A 22,252-nucleotide genomic window follows, 5' to 3' on the forward strand; every position below is an offset into this window, starting at 1 on the left:
TCCTTATTTTTTCAGCACCCCCTTGTCTCTTAATTTAAATATGATCAGAACGCCTGCAAAGATTAGCAGCATTCCACTCATCATGATTTGGAAGATTCCGGTGTGACCGGTGGATGGAAGGTTGTATAACACTTCATTTTTTACAGTGATTACATACACATCTTCTTTCTTCTCACAGGATGCGATATCCTCCGACGGTCCGGATACTGTTACTCTTGTATCACCTTCAGCTAAAACATTAATCGTAATCACTCCCGGTAATACTACATAGCCGTCCGGAGCTTTTACTTCTGTCAGTGTGTAAGTACCATGTTCTAATGGTTCTTCCAGTACAAGACCTTCTTCATCAGAGATATACGTACCAGTTGTATTAGATCCAAGTTTCACCGGATTACCTTCGCTGTCTTTTAACGTGAATTCTGCACCTTCCAGTTTCAACTCTGTGTTGGTTCCGGTTTTAATGATTTTAATTTTTTCAGAATTCTTTGTGTTGGTAATGATCTGCTTATTGGCATCCTTGGAATCTTTTGAGTAGGTTACCTTGTAGGTATTATCATCGATAGTAGTGCTTCCATTATCCTGAATCATCGAGTATTTCCTGTTTTCGTATGTAATGGAACCCTTTTTATCCGGTTTCAATTCTCGAACGCCACCATAATTATCGGTTTCTTCTACTATGAAAGAGCCCTGGAAATTATTCTGGCTGCTCAGTTTTAACACTTTGTCTTCAACCGGATCGCCATTTTTGTCAATCAGCTGTACAAGCACTACCTGTTTTTTAATATCGCTGGCATCCATGCCAACCCATTTCTTTTCGACCGTGATTTTTTCGACCTGAACAACCGGATCATTATAAGATTCCGTATGGTTAACGTCTTTATACGTATAGCTTATACTTGCAGAAGCATTGGACTTAAATCCTTTCTTTCCAGAAGAAGTTCCTGTGCTGACCGCCTGATAACCATCATCGCTTGCATCGGAAGGAGTATCTCCCACTGCGTTATAACTGTTTCCTGTCTGGTATTCCTGGAATGCTGCTTCATTTGGTACGACGTTAGTGATTGTCAGATAATAGTAATGATCTTTTTCCAACTTATGATTAGGTGCAAATGTCAGTGTCGCAGTTTTCGTAGCTGCATCATAACTTGCCTCTGCTTTTTTTCCATTTGCGAATGTAACGGTGCCGCCTTGACTTAAACTAACTGTATGAGTCGCACCAGTCGGAGTAAACGTTCCATTTGCATCTTTTACAGCTTCTTTAATTACCAATCGGCTCCCATCTGTCGGATCTACATATTGGCTTAAAGTATCGGTGATTACTACATTTTCACATTCATATGTCAATACCTCTCCGACTATACTCTGGAATTTATTTCCCAAGTCTGCTACGTTTGTCAGATTACTTGACTCTTTTGTAGATGCTGTTGTTTTACTTGCCACATCAGTTAAAATCTGTATTCCAGTTGTTGTTCTATCTTTCTCCGGGTATCCATACCAATCATATGTATATATATCTACATTATCAGGCAAACCTATGCCAATCGCATAAAACTTATCACAAGAAACTTTGGCTGCTGATGATAACGCATTATTATATGTTGTGGTATCTGTATAACTTCCGCCTCCCGATGGTCCATCACCATAATACGTTGGTTCACCATCCGTTAAGAAAATTACAATTTTCTGTGGATTTGGTCGGGCTTGTGTACTGCTACTTGTACTAATCGCATCTGCTCCCAACGATAGTCCTTTATCATAATTGGTTCCACCATCTGCCGACAAGGAGTCAACATAATCCACCAACTTATTTCCATTAACCCAGTTTTTAGTTTTCAGATTTGCCTTTTTTGCAAATGTAACCAGTTTATAACGAACATCTACAGTGTTATTGCTATTGAATGTTTTAACCAGTCCTTTGATTGCTTCCTTAGTAACTTTCAATTTTGTTTTGTTCTGATTGTTTATAGTTACTTTGTCCCCCATACTTCCGGAGGTATCAACAATCAAAACAACATCCACATTTGCTTTTTTGGTCTCTGTTCCTACGGTTCCGGATACATCTAACGTAATATCATATGTTCCATCACTATTTCGTTTGATGTATTTTTCATGGTATATATTTGTTTCCGGATCATCCGTTGTGCCGCCGTCGTTTACCACGTAATTGTTTTTAAATTCAACGGAACGAGCATCTTTATTTCCTACAGTGATACTTCCCTGTGTTTCCTGATCGCTGTTTGTTCCGTCGATAAATAAGGAAGTATTTCTTGTATATCCATCTACATCCAGATTACCGTCTGTTGCCTGTTCGCTGACATTCAAAGTATCGAACTCACTTTGTGGTATCGACAATACATAGGTTCCGATATAAGTTCCTACAGAATCCGCATCACCAGACCAGCTCCATGACAGATCACTATAGCCAAGCGTATGAGATCCAACCGTAAATGTCAGTTTGTTTGCCAATGCACGGGCATTTGTATACGTTAAACCTGTGATTGTTTTTGTCAGTGTGACGGTCGCTGTGCCTTCTACCGGTGTCAGTCTATCTCTTGTCAACTTGATATTATCCAGGAAGTTTCCAACCGTTTTGTTTCCAGATGCTGTTGTACCTGCTACAAAGAAAAATCTGGTGGAGTACTGTTCTGAACCTTCCGGTACATTATACACACCCTGGTGAGTGGTCCACTTCTGATCGTCATCTCTGTAACTTACAACTGTCGCGCCGGAATAGTTTTCCGGATGATTAACAATATCCTGTGCTTTTGCTTCTGTTGTTACATCATACTGTTTTGCCAATGCCGTAGACATGATCAAAACGTACATCGTATCATATTCCGATGTGTTATCAGCCCTAGATCCTCTGGCACGATGGGACAGCTGATAGTTTAATGTCTCACCTGGTGTTGTCAGAATATCCTGATATAATGCACCTGCTGCTTCACAGTTTAGTTCTGCAAACTGATTTCCCTCGGCTGCTCCGTCCGAACCGTACCAACTGTATGGACTCTTATAAGAATCATCTTTGGTATTGATAATTTCAATATCACAACCAGCCTTGCCTCCGGTTCCAATTCCAGTTGTCTGCCATACGCCACCGCTTGAAGCATAATCTGCATTTGAATACTGGTAATGATTATAGTCTTTGTATTTATCCCGAACATTCGGAGTTTCGAATCCACCGTTTCGCACCTCATAATAAGAAGTAACACTGTAGGTTCTGCTTTCTGCTATCGCAGTAGTTCCGTTCTTTGGCAGACCACTGTTCTCGATATCACTCTTATTGAAAACTGCAACTTTATATTGTACGCTTGTATTCGTCACATTGTTTTCTGTGTATCCTAGAGCGTGTTTGAAAAATAAAAATTGCACAAAACGCATGTTTCATTTCCCTTTTTCATGATAAAATAAAGAAAAAGGGGTGTTCACTATGTTGAGACGATATGAGTTAACAGATGAAGAATGGAACCGCATTGCACCGTTACTCCCGCCTGAAAATACAGGGAAACAGGGACGTCCACGAAAAGATAACCGCATCATTCTTAATGGGATGGTCTGGTTGGCACGCAGTGGTGCACCCTGGCGAGATCTCCCAGAACGTTATGGATCCTGGCAAACCGTATATAGTCGTTTTCGCAAATGGATTGATGATGGGATTCTGGATAATATTTTTCGCGTTCTAAGTCTGGAAGCTGAATTGGAAGAACTATCTATAGATGCTTCTATTGTTCAGGCTCACCAGCATAGTGCAGGTGCTAAAAAGGGGGGCTCCCAAATGAAGTCGGACATAGCCGTGGAGGAGCCAGTACCAAAATCCATGCAGTAGTAGATGCCTATGGGTATCCGGTGTATTTTATGATCAGTGAAGGGCAGCGTAATGATATCAATTACGCAATCCCTTTGTTGGATCATATCCGAATAGATGGCAGCAAGGTTCTGGCGGACCGTGGATACGATAGTAATCAACTGATGGATTACATTTACGACCACGGAGGAGAGCCGACCATTCCATCCCGTCGAGGAGCTAAATTTGACCGTTGTTGCGATTGGTGGCTTTACAAGGAAAGACATCTGGTCGAAAATTATTTTTTGAAATTGAAAGCATTTCGCCGAATAGCAACACGGAGAGCGTTTCAAGTTTTGTGTAAACAGAAAAACTGATATAAGATATGTCATTAGTTATCGAGGACAGAACCTGTTTTTCAGGGTTCTGTCCTTGTTTGTATTATAATGCAGTTTTAAGGCATGTCAAGCAGGACTGGCTGTGCCAGCCCTGCCTAGCATGCATTCTGCTTATAACCTTTCCAATCTTTCTTCGAAGAAAATTTCCAGCTGAGAATGGATCTGTCCCCAATCCTGACGGTGTCCCGTCCATTTCTTGGTGATATCTATCATGGCCAGATACAGCATTTTCAAGAGACTGTCATCGGATGGAAATACCGTCTTGGATTTGGTGACTTTCCGGAGCTGGCGGTTAAATCCTTCAATCGTGTTCGTGGTATAGATCAGACGTCTGACAGCTTCCGGATACTTAAAATACGTTGAAAGATTTGCCCAGTTATCTTTCCATGACTTTGCAATCTTAGGGTATTTCCCGCTCCATTTTTCGTCAAAGCTGTCCAGTTCTGCCAATGCAACTTCTTCTGTAGGAGCTGCATATACACGCTTCAGATCTGCCATAAGTGGTTTGATCTCTTTGTAAGAAACAAATTTCGTGGTGTTCCTGATCTGATGGATGATGCACTGCTGGATCTCGGTCTGGGGAAATACTGCTTCAATTGCCTGTGGAAAACCGGTCAGTCCATCCACACACGCAATCAATATATCTTCTACGCCCCGGTTTTTCAGACCATTCAGGATGGAGAGCCAGAACTTGGCACTTTCATTTTGACCCACATACATCCCGAGGACATCCTTACGTCCTTCCATATCGATCCCAATCGCAATGTAAACAGCACGTTTTACAATCCGCCCCTCATTACGGGCATGGAAATGGATCGCATCCATAAATACAACAGCATACACACTTTCTAATGGCCTTTCCTGCCATTCTTTTACTATTGGCAGGATCTTATCAGTAATCCGGCTGACAGTACTGTCGGAGATCTCAAGATCGTATAATTCACGCATGTGGCTTTCTATATCGGCAGTAGTCATTCCTTTTGCGTACATGGAAATGATCTTTTCTTCCATGTCCTGCGTAATCGAATTCTGATACTTCTTTACAACCTGTGGTTCGAAGTCACCTTTTCGATCCCTTGGAATATCAATCTCCATATCTCCGTAACTGGTATGTAACGTTTTCTGGGAATATCCATTCCTGGAATTATCGGTTTCTTTATTTCGATAATCATACTTGGAATATCCCAGTTCTTCATCCAGTTCCTGATCAAGGGCACCTTCCAAAATGATAGACATCATATCCCGCATAATGGAATTAACATCTGTTCCATCTTTTACTTTTACATTGTTTTCTTTCAGGTAGTTTCCCATGAGTTCTCTAAGTGCTGCTTTTTGTGGTGAATCCTTTTTTCTTGCCATAAAATAAACCTCCAAACTGAGTAATTCTATCTTACATCAGTTTGGAGGTTTACACAAACTTTGGGATACTCCCGCAACACGTTATGATAAATTAGCATTCACCTACTTAGGCTTCTTATGTATCGTTTCAATATTAATTTGGTTAAAATGAACAACTTAAAATGTTTTTCAAACACGCTCTAGAGCTCCTCCATTCAATGCGATATAAAGTTCTGTTCCGTCAGCTTTGATATCGGAACCAAGTCTTTTTCCAGCACTGCTTGTGTATGTAGTCGGTTCCTGTGCTTCGAATGCACCACCATTAATGCTTCTGTACCACACATAACCATACTCTTCGGTATTGTCTGCTGTATAGGATGCCGTCAGTTTCCCGTTATCATCAGTCAGGGTCACCGAGTTATTTGTCGTATCTGCTGCGTAAGTTGTTGGATCAGGAGTCTCTTCTGACGGATCCTGAACTGTTGAATCATCCTCCCTATCCTCTCCAGGATCTTCCTGTTCCGGTGTATTTTCTACATAGCATCCATAGATTGTAGATTGTCTTCCTTCCATCTGAATCTTGGAAGCAGTTCCGTCTTCATTCAATTCAATATCTGACAGATCATAGTCTTCATCAATATTTTCAATACTCTGACCAGCTTCCTGAAGTTGTTTTACCAGTGCTGCTCTCTGAACAATCTCTTCCAGTTCTTCTTTATCTCCGGTCACTGTCGGATCTGCCGGATCCTGATAGAAGACTGTTGCGTTCTCTACATCGTCAATCTGTGTTTTGTCACCTGCCATGGTGATCTTGATCGGCTGCAGAGAATCTGTTTCTGTACCGTCTACTTTGAATCTGATGTTGTATGCTACATACTGACCAAGTTCTTTTTCAGCCGGAATCTTTTCTTTCATCAGATTTTCCAGCTGAGCTTTTTCAGCATCTGTCAGTGTGTTGACTTCCATTGTGATCTGGGAACTTTCTCCTACCTGAAAAGCTCCCTCCGGAATTTCTGCACTTACTGTTGCAATTACATTTCCAAGCTCGTCTGTGAAGTCCTGCTTCAGATCCATCTTCTGATTATAAGTTACGGTTTCACCGTTTTCTTCTTCCTGCGGAGTCTGCGCTTCCCCAACTGCTGCATTCGTATTTTCAGAAGTTGTTGTTGTCCCTTCTGAAACAGTTGCAGGTTCTTGGGCTGCAGGTGTCTCTGCTGCAGGTGCTTCTGTTGTCGGCTGTTCTGCTGCAGGTGTTTCCGCTGTCGGCTGTTCTGCCGGAGCTGCGACGGTTGTTTCCGGTTCTGCGACCGGTTCTGCGGTGACTTGCTCCACCGGTGCGGTTTGCTCCTCGGCTACTGCCTGGCCTTCATCTGCTGCGTAGGCAGCCACGTCCATGTCATTGGCAACGGCTTCGTCCTGAGTCTGTACTTCCGCTTCCTGTGGGTATTCGGTCTGTCCGGTCTCGGATGCGAATATGAAGCTGCTGTTGCTCAACGCAACGACCATGCAAAGCACTAATGCCAGCAGTCTTTTCTTTCCTTTACTTTTCATGGCTTCCTCCTTCCTCTTCATCCAAAGCACTCTCTATCAGTTTTAATAATTCTAAAGCGCTGCGGAACTGCTGCTTTTCTTTTTTTTCCACCCAGGTCACCGAACCCTGCCAGGTGGCATTCTGTCTGTTGTAAATATTTAAGATAAAGGTCTCCGTCTTTTTCGTAGAATCGCTCACAGCTGTTCCACCTCCTTATATGATCCCGTTCTCTATAGTAGTATTATATAAAATGCACCGTTACGAAAAGCATTACACTCATTATTATCTTTTACTTTTTTTTATTTTTTCTTATTTTTGTAACGTTTCATCCAAACTATTATCGAAAATAGCGGATTTTTCCTCATTTCTTCTATCTATATATTATGTTTTTGGATTTATGACTGCTTTTTCTGAAAATTTATCTCCTTGGGACAATCAAAATTGATCCAGTGGATCAATTTTGATTATCGCTGCAATCGTCAAGATCTCGTGCAATCACGGACTTTGACTCGTTGCCCGCGTAAAAAAAAGAACTATCGCCTTCTCAAACGATAGTTCTCTTCTGTCTTTTATTTTCTTCCCAGTATCGCATCCATCTCTATGATCAGTTCCAGCACACTGCGAAATTCCATCTCCCGCTTTCCTTCTTTCCATGCCAGAATTCCCTGCCAGGTAGCGCTCTGGCGGTATTTTACATAGATATGAAACGTTGCACAGGTGCCGCTCTGCTCCATCAGCTGACGGTACTCCATACTTTTTTCCTGTTTTTCTCTGATTTTCTGTTTTTCCGATCGGAACTCACGAAGAACCACGGAGGACTCCGGAAAACGGATGTTGTCATAAAACTCTTCCATATATCGGATCAGCTGTACGATATTTTCAAAGGACTGTGGTTCCCGGGAATAACAGTGATATAGTCGACCGGATATCTCGCTGGCCCTACTCTCGTCCACGCACACGGTAATGAGGTTTGGCGCTGCCAGTATTTCTCCATTCCAATATTGACTCATGTTTCACACTCCTGTTCCTAGGTAGTTATTTCCAGTGAAATTCATTTTTCTGAAAACTTAATCTTGCATTAGGGTTTTCCACCTCTGCGATGGAAGAAACATAGTATTCCAGGTATCGGTTCCAGGATCCGTGTCTGTCGGTAAAACGACCGGCGATCCTGCGGAAAATCATATCACAGTTTTCCTGATTGACTCCCACCAGAAGAATCAGAAACTGTGACGGACTGTATTTGGAAAAGGAATCTCCGCGGCGAAGGCTTCCTTTTACCGCCCGGTGAAGTTCCATGGACATCACATCCAGTTTTTCCCGGTTTTCCATCGGATGCCCGTTGCCGTCTGTCAGCGAACATACCATTAAAAATGCGGACTGTCCGTTTCGTTCGATCAGTCTGCGCACCAGACGGTAATTGTCACGGAAACTCGGAAGGCTGCAGTAAAAAGCGCCATCCTCATACTCCGGTTCTTTCAGATCTTCTTTGATCTCCCCTGCCGCATGGTACGTTCTTCCCATCCGTTCGCTCATCTCCTGGAACTGGTTCATCATACGCTCCGAAGGTGTGATTCCCAACTCTTCAAAGAACATCCTGGATGTAGCGTCATACAGCTGATACGCTTCTTTATAACGGTTCATTCCCATCAGTGCATCAATCTTTACGGACTGCCACTCGTCAAACGGATAAATCTCCATCGCCGTATCCGTCAGTTCCAGAATCGTATCGTATTCCTGTTGTTCTTTCTTATATTCACACAGACTGCGGAGGGCTTTCGAATATTTTTCTTTGTAATGGACACTATTCATAATCACCCAGTCTTCGCCGGACTGCATCGGAAGAAGTTCTCCCTTATACAGCCGGCACGCCTGCTCCCACAGTTCCATCTTCTTCGCTTTCTCTTCCGCCTGTTCCCCTTCCCGGATCAGTTCCACGAAACGAACCACATCCAGATCTGTTTTCATCGGACTGCGCCAGTAAAAAACACCTTTTTCTTTTACGATATAATCGTACTCCGGCAGCCCTGCCTCGATCAGCATCTTGCGCAGACGGAACACGGTGACACGCAGGTTATTTCCCACATTTGCCAGTTCCTCTCTTCCAAACAGATCATCCAGCAGCTGTGCTCTGGAGATTCCACCGTTTCCCTGATTCTCTGTCAGGCTGGAATGCAACAGGATCTGCAGCAATTTTACTGCCTTGGTTGCCGAGTTTCTTTTGAACGTGATTGGCTGATCTCCATAGGTTATGGAGAACCTTCCCAACATATTCACTTTGAGTTCCGGTAACTGTTTGTCCATATGGTTCCCTCCCCTCATCTACTCTTCTTTTTTATCATAGAAAAGTAAATCGCCTCCGGTATGGTATCTCCCGGAAGCGACTTCTCGCTGATTTTATTTTAGTCAGTAATTTCTTCTTTGTCAACGCAAAGCATTACACTTTTTTACTTTCCATGATTTTCTGATTACCTTCGCCAGTTCTTCCTCACGGATCGGTTTTGCGATATAGGCATCCATTCCTGCTTTCCGGCAGGTTTCCCGGATGTCTGCTGTCGTCTGTGCAGTCATCGCAATGATCGGAATCGACGCCGCATCCTCCCGTTTCAGATCGCGGATATGCTGTGTGGCTTCCATTCCGTCCATCACGGGCATCATCACATCCATCAGGATCGCGTCGAAGCTGCCGGCAGGTTTCTGGGAAAACAGAGCTACTGCCTCCTGCCCGTTCCATGCTTTTTCCACTTTTGCCCCTGCTTCCTCCAGATAGAACTGTGCGATCTCCATATTGATCTCATTATCCTCTGCCAGCAGGATCCTGCGGTCACGGAGGAGCTCCGATATATCTTCTCCCACTGTGTTTGTTTCTGAAGCAGCTGTCTCATTGACGGTGAACGGCAGACGGAAGGTAAATGTAGTTCCCTCTCCACGGACACTCTCCACCTGAATGGTTCCGCCCATCTTCTCCACCAGCCCTTTGACGATCGACATTCCAAGTCCGGTTCCCTGATAGCGTGTTCTGGCTCCGTACTGTTCCTGGGTGAATGGCTCAAACAGCTGATTCTTTACAAAGTCCCTGCTCATGCCGATACCGGTATCTGTGATTCTGAATTCGTACCAGGCTGTTTTTCCGTCACAGGATAATTCTTCCGCGCAGGTATCCACGGATCCCTGCGGTTTGTTGTATTTGACCGCATTGCTGAACAGGTTCAGCATGATCTGGCGCAGCTGCAACGGGCTTCCTTTCAGTGCTGTATGCTGTATATTTTTCCGGTGTGCCCGGTGTGTGATCTGATTCTTTTCCAGAAGCGGATTCATCAGTACTGCCACTTCCCGCATCAGCACTTCCATGTCAAATGGTTCATTCTCCGCCCGGATCTGATTGGTTTCCAGTTTGTTCATATCCAGTACGTCGTTGACCAGCGCCAGCAGATGATCGGCAGATACCTGCATCTTATCCATACATTCTTCCAGCTTCTCCGGGTTATGTTTATTTTTCCGAAGGATCTCCAGCATCCCCATGATACCGTTGATCGGTGTACGGATATCATGGCTTATGCGGTTCATGAAGTCTGTCTTGGCTTTGCTTTCTGCGTCGGCCTCCTGCACCGCTTTTTGCAGCCGTTCTTTTTCCTGTTCTTCTTTTTTATGGAATTCCGAAGTATTCTTAAACAGGATAATTCCATGTACAGCACTGCGTTCTTTTCTGGTCTCCCGGTCATACAGCAGTTCCTGAGACATCAGGATCGTCTTCTGCAGCCAGATCATCCCGCCATCCTGTTTTTCTTCCCGGTACTCTACGGTGATCTGCTTATCGCCTTCCCGGAAGCGTTTCAGCAGTTTTTCTGAGGAATCCATGATCCGGTAGCTTTCCAGCGTATCGTCTGTCACCTTCTGACTCCGTTCTCTGCAGTAGGCATCGTAAGAGCATGGCATCTCCCGGTCGATCACTATGCTTTCCCGTTTCATATGGTAGAATGCATTTTCCAGGCAGTCATTTGTCAGATCTACTGTATACGCCGCTTCCGCTGTTTCCATTAATGCGTCTACATAATTGCTGTTTTCCAGAATAGACTGTTTCATCTGCTCGTAGTAGCGGATCAGTTCCTGTTTTTCATCCCTCTGGTTCTGTCTGCTGTCCCGGAAGTTCTCCTGCCCCAGTATAAAATGGTGTAGTCTTCCATCTTCTGTGGCATCCAGAAATCTCAGGATCACTCTTCCCCGGTGAACCACATTCTCTTTTTTGTAACGATAGGGAATCTCCAGCTGAGGGTTGTCCTTTGTCAGCTGCTGTTCCAGGGAGGTCAGCTGTAAGGTCTCCCAGAATTCTTTTCTCACCCGGTCGGTTGCCAGTTCTTCCACGATCTGTTCCACCGCCCCGGAATAATTACCGTCTTCCGCGAGGAAGTATCCGGTGCTTGACCGCAGGATCTCATACTGATCCATCAGGGCATCACAGTACAGACAGTCCGAAAAATGGTATTTTTCTTTTTGGATCCATTCCAGCAGTTCATAGGTTTTCTGCTGTTTTCGTGTCGCTTCCTCGATCTTTGCCCTGTTTTTGTCCACGTACATGTTTTTATCTGCCAGCCGGAACAGTTCCCGGAGGGTGGCACCGGCAAAGTCCAGAGAGATTGCGTACCCTGCCGCATAGCTGATCGGCATCTCCGGGTGTTTTGCAGAGTAGGTTTCCATCTGTCCGCGGATCTTTTTTAAGGTTTCCCGCATCTTCGAATGGTCAGTCTTTTGAAATATCGCGATGAATTCATCTCCCCCGTCCCTGCCGACAAAGTTTTCCGGATCTACCGCAAGGCGAAGCTGTTCGGCAAAGGAACGGATATATTCATCTCCTTTGTCATGTCCCAGATTGTTATTGATGATTCGCAGGTTGTTCAGATCAAACACACAGATGGCTGTACTCTCTTCTTCTCCGAGAGGTGTGGGATCGCTCAGGATCTCTTCGCATTTGTTTTTGTTCGGCAGCCCTGTGGATTCATCCAGATAGACTTTCTTTCGCAGGATCCTGTTTTGTGCCGCATAGCGGAGTGCCCGAAGCAGTTCCGCACCAATCAGAAGTACCAGGCCGACAATATCTGCAACTACAATCTTTTCAAGATGATCCAATGCGGTCGCTCTCTTCTGTGAATATCGTTCCGCAACGCCGGTTACCTCATCACACATTCGGAAAAACTTCTCGCTCATACTGATGATTTCTGTCTGTGCATAGCCTTTTTGCCGTACTTTCGTGATTTCTTTTTTTAGTTCCGTAAAGTCAGCTGCAAGTTCATCCATTTTCTCCTGGAATTCTGTATCCTCCAGCCGCACCAGATCCAGTTCGTCGCTTCCGTAGCGAAGTCCGTTGATGATCGCTTCCACGGTTGCTATCATTTCGTCATCCGGATTCTCTGACACTTCCAGTTTGATCACCCGCTGGGTTTCTCCGCGAACCAGTCCGGCATAGTTTACAACCCTTGCCGTCCCCTGAAGGTCACTGACCAGCGACATGATACCGAAAAACAGGAAAATCAGTATGATTGTGAGTACCGTCATTCCTGCCCGAAGGATATATGCTATTCGTTTTTCTCTTTTCTTCATCCGTGCTTACCCCATGTATGATTCATATTCCTGTGTTCTATTCTACCTGATTTTACCGGAAACTGCAATGTGAACAGTACCCCCGGAATACTCTCTTGACATTTCTTTACTGTCTCTATATAATTATCATTGGTAATTATCAATAGTAATTATCAACAGCAACTATCAACAGTAACTATTAATAGTAATTATCAAAGGAGTATCACAATGGACGTTGCACTTATGAAACGTATGATGGATGCCTGTTATCTGGCGCAGCGGGTCCGGGGGATGCTTCCGACTCTGCCGGCGGGGGTGACTCCTGCGTATATTCATTATCTGGATATTATTGAGATGCTGGAGAAGCAGGGTGTCCGGGCGAAGATATCGGATATCAGTGATGCGCTGGATCTGCCGAGACCCGGTGTGACACGGACGTTGAAAGCGATGGAGGCCAAAGGATATCTGAAAAAGGTTTCCTCTTCCGAAGACGGTCGTGTCACCTATCTTTCTCTCACAGAAGCCGGGAGGGAACTGTCCCGTATCTACAACGAACAGTTTTTCACCACTCTCGCCTCTTTTATGGAAGATATCCCGGAAGAAGATATAAAGTGTATGATCCGCACCATTGATGCGGTACATCAGATTATGTGTGAAAGGAGACCTGACCTTGACAAGTGCAAAAAATGATTTTACACAGGGCAGTATTCTGAAAAAGCTTGCCCTTTTTATGCTTCCGATCCTGGGTGCACTCGTGTTACAGGCTGCGTATGGAGCCGTTGACTTACTGGTGGTGGGAAGATTCGGTTCCACCTCCGGACTTTCCGCGGTTTCGACAGGAAGCCAGGTATTAAATCTTGTTACTTTTGTCGTGATTCAGTTTGCTACTGCAATCACTATTCTCATCGCCCGCTATCTGGGTGAAAAAAGGCCGGAACAGATCGGTTCTGTTATCGGTGGCGGGGTTATCGTTTTTGCGGCAATTTCCATTGTTTTATTTTTCCTGATGGTTGTTTTTGCGCATCCCATCGCCGTACTTATGCAGGCACCTGCGGAAGCGGTGGATCTGACCACCAGTTATGTCCGCATCTGCGGAAGCGGTATTTTCTTCATCGTTGCCTATAACCTGATGGCTGCGATCTTCCGTGGTCTGGGAGACAGTAAGTCACCGCTGCTCTTTGTTCTTGTTGCCTGTATCGTCAATATCGTCGGTGATCTGATCCTCGTTGCCGGACTCCATCTGGATGCTGCCGGAGCAGCCCTCGCCACCGTTTTTGCACAGGCTGTCAGTGTGGTGTGTGCGGTTATTCTTCTGATAAAGAAGAAACTGCCATTTAAGATCTGCAGGTCTGATTTCCGTCTGAACGATCAGTGTGGAAAGTTCTTTACCATCGGTCTTCCTCTGGCTTTGCAGGAGTGCCTGACGCAGCTTTCTTTTCTGGCTCTGTGTGCCTTTGTGAACCGTCTGGGACTCGAAGCTTCCTCCGGTTACGGGGTCGCCTGTAAGATCGTGAACTTTGCCATGCTGATCCCAAGCTCTCTGATGCAGTCCATGGCATCTTTCGTTTCTCAGAATGTGGGTGCCGGCAATCAGAAGCGCGCCAGACAATCCATGTTTACCGGTATCGGTATCGGGTTGTTTTTCGGTTGTTTTGTCTTCGCTCTCGTGCTGTTAAAGGGCGATGTTCTCTCCGGTTTCTTCACTACCGAAAGTGCCGTTATCCGGAACGCCTACGCCTACCTGAAAGGTTTTGCCCCGGAAACACTGCTTACTGCCGTGCTGTTCAGTATGATCGGATATTTTAACGGAAATGACAAAACCTTCTGGGTGATGTGCCAGGGACTGATCCAGACTCTTCTGATCCGACTTCCCCTGTCCTATTATATGAGTATCCAGCCGAATGCCAGCCTGACCAAAATCGGTCTTGCAGCTCCGGTGTCCACAGCAGTCGGTATCTGCCTGAACATCGGTTTCTTCCTCTGGCTGAACCGGAAAAGTGCAAAGAAAGTCAGCCAACCAAGTTAATTTTACAGAGATGCAGGGGATAATTTTATGAACATCAGATGATCATATAAAAATCATAATTGACATTCAAAAATCTGTAGTATATAATCGTTTTGTTCATCGGAGGGTGATTTGTTCGATCAGAAACAATAGCTGGATAAGATGGCGGGCTGAAATGTCCGCTTTCTTATTCAGCTTTTTTGTTATCTGCCTGATTCGACGGAATTTTCAATAAAATCAATTACACAAGGAGGAATCACAGCACATGGAAAAAAACACATCATTTACCGAAGGAAAAATCATGCAGCCGTTACTTCTGTTTGCAGTTCCTGTATTGCTGGCACTGTTCCTACAGGCTATGTACGGTGCAGTAGATTTACTTATTGTTGGTAAGTTTGCTTCTTCAGCTGATGTATCTGCGGTATCTACCGGTTCACAGATCATGACCACACTGACAAATCTGGTCAGCAGCTTCGCAATGGGAACAACGATTCTGCTTGGACAACAGATCGGAAGTGGTAAGAAAGAAGAAGGTGGCCGCACCGTAGGAACATCCATTCTGCTATTTGCCGGAATTGCTGTGATCATGTCAGTCATTCTTGTAGTCTTTGCTCCTCAGGTCAGCAGTCTCATGAACGCTCCGGAAGAAGCTTTTCAAAAGACCGTTGATTATATCCGGATCTGTGGCGGCGGTATGCTTGTTATTGTCGCTTATAACCTGATCGGCTGTATTTTCCGAGGGCTTGGTGACTCCAGAACACCACTGATCACAGTTGCCATCGCATGTGTATTCAATGTCGCCGGAGACTTGCTTTTATGTGCTGTTTTCGGTATGGGTACAGCAGGTGCCGCTATTGCTACTGTATTTGCACAGATCGTCAGTGTAATCGTATCTTTTATTCTTATCAGTAAAAAAGATCTGCCATTTACAATAAAAAAAGAAAATATCCGGATTCACAAAACTTACCTGCGCAAAATGACCGCTTTCGGCGCACCGATTGCCCTGCAGGATCTTCTCGTAAGTATTTCTTTCCTGATCATTCTGGCAATCGTAAATGGTATGGGCGTGATTGCTTCCGCCGGTGTTGGCGTTGCGGAAAAAGTCTGTGCTTTTATTATGCTGATATCATCCGCTTTTATGCAGTCCATGTCTGCTTTCGTAGCACAAAATTATGGTGCCGGACGCCTTACCAGAGCAAGAAAGGCATTGCACTATGGCATCGCAGTTTCTTTTACCGTCGGTATTGTAATGTTCGCAATTACCTTCTTCCATGGAGATATCCTGGCAGGTATTTTCTCCTCTGATCAGGAAGTAATCGCAGCAGCCGCAGATTACCTGAAAGCCTATGCCATTGACTGTCTGTTCACCGCTATCTTCTTCTGTTACACCGGATTCTATAATGGAATTGGCAGAACAAGATTTGTTATGATACAGGGGATTCTCGGTGCTTTCTGCGTCAGAGTACCGGTATCTTACATTATGAGCATCCAGCCGAATACTTCTCTGTTCCATATCGGACTGGCAACACCGATGTCCTCTATATTACAGTTGATTCTCTGTGTAGGATTTATGCTCCGGCTGCAAAAAAACAAACTGTTAGATGACAACCTTAAAAATTATTAATTCCATGCTCGCACACACATAAAAAGCACCCGGATGGGTGCTTTTCATAGTTTCCTGGCGTTTACTACTGCACTTTTCCTGCTTTTTGTTCCATCCGTCACTGCCGTTATCTCTCCTATTATCTCTATATCTGTTTTCCCTCATCCCCACACCGTATCATAATTCACCGGCTTATAAAATGCTTTTTCTCTGCTTTCATGGTCCATCGGCCGATTTCCCAGCAGCCACATGGTCTTCGCTGCAACCGCCTCCGGTGTCATATCGTAAGACTCCAGTACATTGCACAGTTTTTTCATTTCATGTCCAACTTCATAAACCGTCATATCACTTCCCTCATGGGCAACCTGCGTGCACAGGACGATCATTTTTTCCGGATATTTCTGACAAAGTTCATAAAACATATCCTTGATACTGGACGGAATCCCACCGACGCCAAAACTCTCCACGATAATCGCATCGTAATATTCGAAAATTACCGGAAGAAGCACCGGCTGAATACCAGGGATTAATTTTAATAAGAAAACACTATCACTTAACTTCTCATAAAACCGCACCGGTTTTTCATATGGCAGCATCGGCAGATACCGCAGAATCCGGCGATCCTGTATCACAGCCAGATACGGAAAATCAATACTGGAAAACGCGTTATAGCTCTTGGTCCGCACTTTTTTTGCTCGTGTTCCCGCGATCACCTTTCCGTCAAACACGATCTGTACCCCCTGGGAAGCATCGTCACAGGCATAGTAAAAGCTGTCCGAAAGATTTGTTTTGGCATCGGTAATATCCAGATTGATCGGACGCTGTGCACCGGTGATGACAATGGGCTTCGGCGAATTCTGAATCATATAGGAAAGTGCAGCCGCCGTATAGGCCATCGTATCGGTGCCATGCGCTATGATAAATCCATCAAATGCATCATAATGTTCCCGTATAACCTTTACCAGCATGCTCCAGTTTTCCGGCACTACATTGGAGCTGTCCAGATTAAAGGGTTGCACGGCTGTAATCTCACAAATCTTCTCCACCTCCGGGATATAAGATATCAATTCTTCCGGCGTGATCTGCGGAGTCAGACCATTTTCTGTTTTTTTCGATGCAATCGTACCACCGGTTGCAACAAATAAGATTTTCTTCATTGTTTTCCACTCCTTATTTCTGTATAATCATCACTATAAACAATTCCCCTGATTAACTGTTATACTCTTTATTTTTCTTGCTTTATTTGCACATAATTCTTATAATAACCATAGGTTACACTTATACTTTACAATATCGTAACCATTGGTTATGATCAAGAGGTGATCACAGTGAAATTTCGTCCTAATCGTTTAATTCGATTAAGAACATCTATGAATATCAGCAAAGCCGAGGCCGCCCGCCAACTTAATATTTCCGCCATGACCTACGGCCGCTATGAAAAAGGAGAACGCTAACCCTCTTATCCGTCAGTATCTTATATTGCTCAGATTTTTCATTGCAATATTGACTTTTTATATGGAACTTCAGATGTCATGAATTGTGATTATATCGTTATTTCACGTTCCGAATCTCCGGAGTTATATTCTCTGGTAGAAACTCTTCAGCAAAATCACGACATAAAAGACAGGATCCTGGCTTATGCACGAGAACTGAACCGCAAAGAAAAAAGGGGATAAAAAAACAGTTTGTTTTTTATAAAATCATTCGGTATCTTCATTGTTCTTTTCCCCACAATCTGCAACTTCCCAATGTCCATTTTTAGGAGAACCATGTCGGACAAGAATACCAAGTTCTTTTAATATGATTTTCCTATCATTTATCATTTCTTCTCGCTTAATTTTACCCATCTGTTTTAAAATAGCTCCACTCATTGTTTTGTCTAAATAGGCCGGATTTATTTTTCGTTTTGTATATGCCATATAACTGTCTTTTGTCTCTTCTATTAAAACTGCTGCAAAAAACCTTTCCCAGCTGAAATATTCTCCACTTACTTTTTTCTTCCACAGCATTTCTTATATTTTTTTCCACTGCCACATGGACAGGGATCATTTGGATACACTTTCTTCTCTTTTACAACCGCACCTATTTTTTCTTTCGCCTCTCTCGCAGAATATCCTGCATCGATCAGTTTGTCATAAGATTCCTTTGTTACAGGCGGATTATTTTCTCTTAACTGATTATCTACAACTTCCAATATCAGTTTCTTTAATCTTAAGTTTGCCATTTAATCTCCCTCTCCAAAATACTTCATCTTTTGCTGTTATTTATACTCACAATTTTCTTCACAAAAACATTGCCATATATAAATATCTCTGTATAACTCGTTATCTGTAAATTTATCATCCATAAAATAATGTGCCACCAAAAGTCCTGTATCTGCAATATAACTTTTCCCTACCCATATCAGCATATACATAAAAGGCACTTTAATTCAACTATTTTTTTCACAAAAAGGCAGTTACTTTGGTATGCTCTCTGAAAGGCATAACACCCCCGAGGATGTCAAGTCATTGCTACAAAAAATATGCGGCTTTTTTGCCACGAAAATGGCTTAAAACCGCATATTTCTGTATAGAGGACGTTATATAATTGTCACAAAATAGGTGGGGAGGATGTAACATAATTGCTACATTAAATGGTCGAAAATTTGGAGGTTGGCAAATGCTTTCCTATGTATCCAACAATCCCCACTCTATGTTCCGGGTCTGGTAAAAAATGTATTCTGCCTGGATAATTTCCCGGAAAACTTATATGCCAATAAAAATATTCTTCTTTTCCATATGGTGTTACAAATTTTCTATACTCATTTAATTCTTTATCTTTCTTCACCGACTCGGATTCTGTCCTGCATCCAAAACCAACTTCATTTTTATCAAACACTCCTTCATATGTTGCGAAATAATCCTCTAAAATCTGAATTCTTTTCATGATAGTTTGAATTTGTATTGAAACACGAGCTTCTTCTAATTGCCTTTTCACCTCTTTGCAAAAAATTAAATGTGGATATAATTGTTCTCTTTTTTCCCATAGCTCAGCTCCTGAAGAAATAATTAATGACTGTCGTTCCCTTTCATTTGTAATCAATTGATCTACATGATCCAAAATCCCACAATTTCTTACTTTGACTGCTTCATCTTCTTCGTCATTAATGGATACATATTTTCCCTCCATCCATTCCTTTTCCCATAATTCAGATGATAACAAACTAACTATGTAGCTATCCCATTCATATGCCATTAAAGCACCCTTAGCAGAAATAGAACCTTCATTTTCTAGTTCTACAATCAGTTCACTCTCAAGGAAATCTCCTGTTTCTATTCTATGTCCTCTCTGAATCAGAGATCTAAAAAACTGCTTATCTTTTTGAGGCACATTTCGATCTTTCAACCAATCATGTATCGTATATTCATTAGCAATTTCTTCTGTCATTAATTCATCCGTATAATAGAAGTCATTGTCCTTATTCCTATGTTTCAATTCTTGACACACTTTTAAAAAGCCCGAAAATTGCTCAGTTAATGGTAATTTTGCAACCTGTTGTTTCAAAGAAATCTCATTAAATACCATTTGTATTCCTCTTAAAATAATTCATCAATTGCTTTATCCCACTCATCAAAAAATCCCTCCGGCCAATTCGATAAACTGCCATCTTCTAAAATCTCCGGAGATGTTTTTTCATGTTTTTGAATTCCTTCTTCTGATAAATATTCATAAAAATAGTTTATTTTTACCTTATCAGATGATATTTTTTTATTGCGAACACTTAATCGAATTCCATTTAAAACATGATCGCTATGTGTTTCCATAAAAATTTGGACACCATTAGCAGCAGCTAAAGCAACTAATTCACCAATTTTTCTCTGACCACGTGGATGTAAATGTGCTTCTGGATTCTCAAGCACAAGTATGTCTCCCTCCCTTGCACTTAATAATGCAACAATAATAGGTAACGAATATGAAACTCCAAATCCCATGTTTAATGCATTTGTAGACTCTTCTCCTAAACTGTTACTTGTCGAATATCTCACTCCCATTAAATTCACATCTAAATAAGGAATTACATTTACCTTTATGTTTGGCGAGATTTCTGATAACCACGCATTTATCTGCAATTCAAGTCGTTCACTTGTTTCTGAACTATGCTTCATATTTGGATAAACTTTTACATCACTCCCTTTCTCATACAAGCATACTGCGGTTTTTTCACCTTTCACTCCAATTTCCGAATGCAAAGAGTTTTCATTTTCTATCGTGTCATAATAACGGCGAGGTCCTAATCTTTCTGCCGATATATACTCAAATTTTTTTGTAAGAAATGAATCTCTTTCAGATAAAGGTCCCTGACTTTCTGAAATCAAATTTCCAACTTTATCATACTGACACATCCATTTATGATCATTTTCCTCTACTTCTATAGAAAGCACATCATCTTTTCTAAACCAATACATAATATCAGTCTGAGTACCCAGTTCGACATATGATCCATTAAGAATTAAACGCTGATTTTCCAAACAATTATTTTTTTCATATGTTTGCCGCAATAATAATAATGCCTGAATCAATGTCGATTTTCCCATGCCATTAATACCTGTAAATAAATTCAATTCCCGACATGTAACATCAATTTTTTCAAAACATTTAAAGTTTTTTAATGAAATTTTTTCAATCATTCTAATTCCTCTTTAAATAAATTTATGGATTAATTCATCAACTGCTCTGATACGTGCGTATAATGCTTTTTTATCTGGAACTTTTAATAAATATAAATACTCTTGAGAGGCACATAACTGCATATATTCTTTTTGCACTTTTTCTTTTTTCTTTTCTAATAGTCCTACTGCCTCTGGTGTCAGTGTTTTAAATACATAACACCATGACTCAAAGATCACCTTATTAATTGGTCTTCGCCTTCCATCCTCACATATTTTTCTAAAACTGTTATTTCCCATTACTGCAAACATAGCCTTCATAACAAAGGTAAACTCATTCTTAATTTCTCTAATATACATTTCGTCAGCATGATTAAGAAATTTCATTCCTTCATTTAAGAACTCATCTATATTTCCATTATATAATTGTAAATCCAAATAACAAAATGAAACATATCTAAGGACAAATTCTCTGTCCAACATTCTTTCGCTTTTTATGCTTCCTGCGGTTGCCTTAATAAAACACTCTAATTTGGAACACTCTTGTAAAAATTTTGTTGCTTGACCTTGAAATAAAGCATTTCTTATTTCCTGCGGTTCAAGTGTCAACCCTCCTGTGTTAATTCTCTTAAAAATATTAAATTTCACATTTTCTGGTGTAGATGGATTAACTAGATAAACATTGATGACCGTTTCATCTATTCTCCTTTGAAACATTCTTGGTAATTTATCATAATTACAACCATTCAATTCCGGGAAAAATTCTAATTCTTGTAACTTTAAGCTTTTATCTACAACAAATTCTTTTAAAGTTGATACTCGCTGTAAACCATCAATAATTAACCACTCATCCTCATCAGTAGCATCAAAATAAAATGCCGGCAAAGGAATTCGCAAAAAAATCGACTCCAGCAATTGGCTTTTTTGTCTTTTACTCCACAATCCAGCTTTTCTTTGAAACGATGTATCAAATTCAATTTCTTCATTTTGTATTCTCTTTATTAATGCATCCAACGTCATAGGTTTCATGGTAATGCTTATTTTAGAAGGATCAAAAGGTCTAATCCGTTCACCTTCACATGAATATGCCGTAATATCTGGTTCAACATCCCCTTCTATCATTGTAATTCCTCTATTTTCAAAATATTTCATTACTTCTGCAAAATTTATTTTTTCCGAATCTATTATCATATATACTAGATTCAGATTAATATTATTCCCTTGTTCTTCAGCTATTTTTACTAACTTTTCTAATTCTTCAATATCCTTTTTTTTAAGTGTAGTATCTTCCATTTACTCGCCCTCATTCAACCATCAAATTCTATAATGTATGGCATATTTCCAATTTTATACACAATATTTTATCTTATATA

Annotated in this window: 16 protein-coding genes and 2 pseudogenes; 5 read left to right on the forward strand and 13 right to left on the reverse strand. The window is 42.0% G+C overall.

The genetic code is table 11. The features are described from left to right. Positions 1-3: 3 nt before the first annotated feature. On the reverse strand, positions 4-3,324 hold the full coding sequence (locus ETP43_RS13200) for a DUF7604 domain-containing protein (protein WP_164979718.1): 3,321 nt from the start codon (positions 3,322-3,324) through the stop codon (positions 4-6). Between the two features lie 106 nt (positions 3,325-3,430). Here ETP43_RS13200 and ETP43_RS18110 point away from each other — a divergent pair. Beyond that, positions 3,431-4,161 (forward strand): annotated as a pseudogene (locus ETP43_RS18110) (IS5 family transposase). Positions 4,162-4,293: 132 nt separating this feature from the next. On the opposite strand, the gene ETP43_RS13210 reads toward ETP43_RS18110, so the two are convergent. The 6 genes from ETP43_RS13210 to ETP43_RS13235 all read right to left on the reverse strand — a co-directional run bounded on the left by ETP43_RS13210 (position 4,294) and on the right by ETP43_RS13235 (position 12,643). Further along, entirely contained in the window at positions 4,294-5,541 is a 1,248-nt protein-coding gene (locus ETP43_RS13210) for an IS256 family transposase (protein ID WP_055282856.1), read from the reverse strand. A 168-nt stretch (positions 5,542-5,709) separates the two neighbouring features. Next, positions 5,710-7,071 carry a hypothetical protein gene (locus ETP43_RS13215; protein WP_129258574.1) on the reverse strand — a complete coding sequence of 454 codons (1,362 nt, stop codon included), beginning with the start codon at positions 7,069-7,071 and terminating at the stop codon, positions 5,710-5,712. Further along, the gene (locus ETP43_RS13220) at positions 7,061-7,249 is read right to left on the reverse strand and encodes a hypothetical protein (RefSeq protein ID WP_129258576.1); all 189 of its coding nucleotides are present in this window, start codon (positions 7,247-7,249) and stop codon (positions 7,061-7,063) included. Before ETP43_RS13220 ends, ETP43_RS13215 begins: the two co-directional genes overlap by 11 nt. Positions 7,250-7,620: 371 nt before the next feature. Then, positions 7,621-8,061: a hypothetical protein gene (locus ETP43_RS13225; protein ID WP_129258578.1), complete on the reverse strand. Its 441-nt coding sequence runs from the start codon at positions 8,059-8,061 to the stop codon at positions 7,621-7,623. Positions 8,062-8,086: 25 nt separating this feature from the next. Continuing rightward, complete coding sequence (locus ETP43_RS13230) at positions 8,087-9,352, reverse strand: AfsR/SARP family transcriptional regulator (protein ID WP_129258581.1); 1,266 nt, start codon at positions 9,350-9,352, stop codon at positions 8,087-8,089. A gap of 120 nt (positions 9,353-9,472) precedes the next feature. Further along, on the reverse strand, positions 9,473-12,643 hold the full coding sequence (locus ETP43_RS13235; RefSeq protein ID WP_129258583.1) for an ATP-binding protein: 3,171 nt from the start codon (positions 12,641-12,643) through the stop codon (positions 9,473-9,475). A gap of 207 nt (positions 12,644-12,850) precedes the next feature. On the opposite strand from ETP43_RS13235, the gene ETP43_RS13240 reads away from it, so the two are divergent. The 3 genes from ETP43_RS13240 to ETP43_RS13250 all read left to right on the forward strand — a co-directional run bounded on the left by ETP43_RS13240 (position 12,851) and on the right by ETP43_RS13250 (position 16,251). Then, positions 12,851-13,312 carry a MarR family winged helix-turn-helix transcriptional regulator gene (locus ETP43_RS13240; protein WP_129258585.1) on the forward strand — a complete coding sequence of 154 codons (462 nt, stop codon included), beginning with the start codon at positions 12,851-12,853 and terminating at the stop codon, positions 13,310-13,312. Beyond that, positions 13,293-14,648, forward strand: a complete 1,356-nt coding sequence (locus ETP43_RS13245) for an MATE family efflux transporter (RefSeq protein WP_129258587.1) — start codon at positions 13,293-13,295, stop codon at positions 14,646-14,648. The genes ETP43_RS13240 and ETP43_RS13245 overlap by 20 nt, the downstream gene beginning before the upstream one ends. Before the next feature lie 244 nt (positions 14,649-14,892). Continuing rightward, positions 14,893-16,251 carry an MATE family efflux transporter gene (locus tag ETP43_RS13250; protein ID WP_129258589.1) on the forward strand — a complete coding sequence of 453 codons (1,359 nt, stop codon included), beginning with the start codon at positions 14,893-14,895 and terminating at the stop codon, positions 16,249-16,251. A gap of 140 nt (positions 16,252-16,391) precedes the next feature. Here ETP43_RS13250 and ETP43_RS13255 read toward each other — a convergent pair whose 3' ends face one another. Next, on the reverse strand, positions 16,392-17,387 hold the full coding sequence (locus ETP43_RS13255) for an asparaginase (protein WP_129258591.1): 996 nt from the start codon (positions 17,385-17,387) through the stop codon (positions 16,392-16,394). Between the two features lie 171 nt (positions 17,388-17,558). On the opposite strand from ETP43_RS13255, the gene ETP43_RS18585 reads away from it, so the two are divergent. Next, on the forward strand, positions 17,559-17,684 hold the full coding sequence (locus tag ETP43_RS18585; protein ID WP_279222204.1) for a helix-turn-helix domain-containing protein: 126 nt from the start codon (positions 17,559-17,561) through the stop codon (positions 17,682-17,684). A gap of 246 nt (positions 17,685-17,930) precedes the next feature. Here ETP43_RS18585 and ETP43_RS13265 read toward each other — a convergent pair whose 3' ends face one another. The 5 genes and pseudogenes from ETP43_RS13265 to ETP43_RS13285 all read right to left on the reverse strand — a co-directional run bounded on the left by ETP43_RS13265 (position 17,931) and on the right by ETP43_RS13285 (position 22,172). Further along, positions 17,931-18,239 (reverse strand): hypothetical protein, encoded by a 309-nt coding sequence (locus tag ETP43_RS13265; protein ID WP_129258593.1) that lies wholly within the window; start codon positions 18,237-18,239, stop codon positions 17,931-17,933. Further along, a pseudogene (locus ETP43_RS18590) lies at positions 18,218-18,301 on the reverse strand (SEC-C metal-binding domain-containing protein); the annotation flags it as partial. The gene ETP43_RS13265 and the pseudogene ETP43_RS18590, both read right to left, overlap by 22 nt. 560 nt (positions 18,302-18,861) lie before the next feature. After that, entirely contained in the window at positions 18,862-19,797 is a 936-nt protein-coding gene (locus ETP43_RS13275) for a hypothetical protein (protein ID WP_118655927.1), read from the reverse strand. Positions 19,798-19,808: 11 nt separating this feature from the next. Beyond that, a complete protein-coding gene (locus ETP43_RS13280; protein ID WP_118655925.1) occupies positions 19,809-20,900 on the reverse strand; it encodes an AAA family ATPase in 1,092 nt (363 codons plus the stop codon). A gap of 12 nt (positions 20,901-20,912) precedes the next feature. Further along, positions 20,913-22,172, reverse strand: a complete 1,260-nt coding sequence (locus ETP43_RS13285) for a DUF262 domain-containing protein (RefSeq protein ID WP_118655923.1) — start codon at positions 22,170-22,172, stop codon at positions 20,913-20,915. Positions 22,173-22,252: the final 80 nt, after the last annotated feature.

Origin of the sequence: Blautia faecicola, assembly GCF_004123145.1 — a bacterium.
In the GTDB taxonomy this organism is placed as follows: Bacteria; Bacillota; Clostridia; order Lachnospirales; family Lachnospiraceae; genus Oliverpabstia; species Oliverpabstia faecicola.

Bases quoted from the DNA above. Each gene is read 5' to 3' on its own strand.
- ETP43_RS13210 (WP_055282856.1), bottom strand. From the start codon at position 5,541: ATGGCAAGAAAAAAGGATTCACCACAAAAAGCAGCACTTAGAGAACTC.
- ETP43_RS13215 (WP_129258574.1), bottom strand. From the start codon at position 7,071: ATGAAAAGTAAAGGAAAGAAAAGACTGCTGGCATTAGTGCTTTGCATG.
- ETP43_RS13225 (WP_129258578.1), bottom strand. From the start codon at position 8,061: ATGAGTCAATATTGGAATGGAGAAATACTGGCAGCGCCAAACCTCATT.
- ETP43_RS13230 (WP_129258581.1), bottom strand. From the start codon at position 9,352: ATGGACAAACAGTTACCGGAACTCAAAGTGAATATGTTGGGAAGGTTC.
- ETP43_RS13235 (WP_129258583.1), bottom strand. From the start codon at position 12,643: ATGAAGAAAAGAGAAAAACGAATAGCATATATCCTTCGGGCAGGAATG.
- ETP43_RS13240 (WP_129258585.1), top strand. From the start codon at position 12,851: ATGGACGTTGCACTTATGAAACGTATGATGGATGCCTGTTATCTGGCG.
- ETP43_RS13250 (WP_129258589.1), top strand. From the start codon at position 14,893: ATGGAAAAAAACACATCATTTACCGAAGGAAAAATCATGCAGCCGTTA.
- ETP43_RS13255 (WP_129258591.1), bottom strand. From the start codon at position 17,387: ATGAAGAAAATCTTATTTGTTGCAACCGGTGGTACGATTGCATCGAAA.
- ETP43_RS13265 (WP_129258593.1), bottom strand. From the start codon at position 18,239: ATGCTGTGGAAGAAAAAAGTAAGTGGAGAATATTTCAGCTGGGAAAGG.
- ETP43_RS13275 (WP_118655927.1), bottom strand. From the start codon at position 19,797: ATGGTATTTAATGAGATTTCTTTGAAACAACAGGTTGCAAAATTACCA.
- ETP43_RS13280 (WP_118655925.1), bottom strand. From the start codon at position 20,900: ATGATTGAAAAAATTTCATTAAAAAACTTTAAATGTTTTGAAAAAATT.
- ETP43_RS13285 (WP_118655923.1), bottom strand. From the start codon at position 22,172: ATGGAAGATACTACACTTAAAAAAAAGGATATTGAAGAATTAGAAAAG.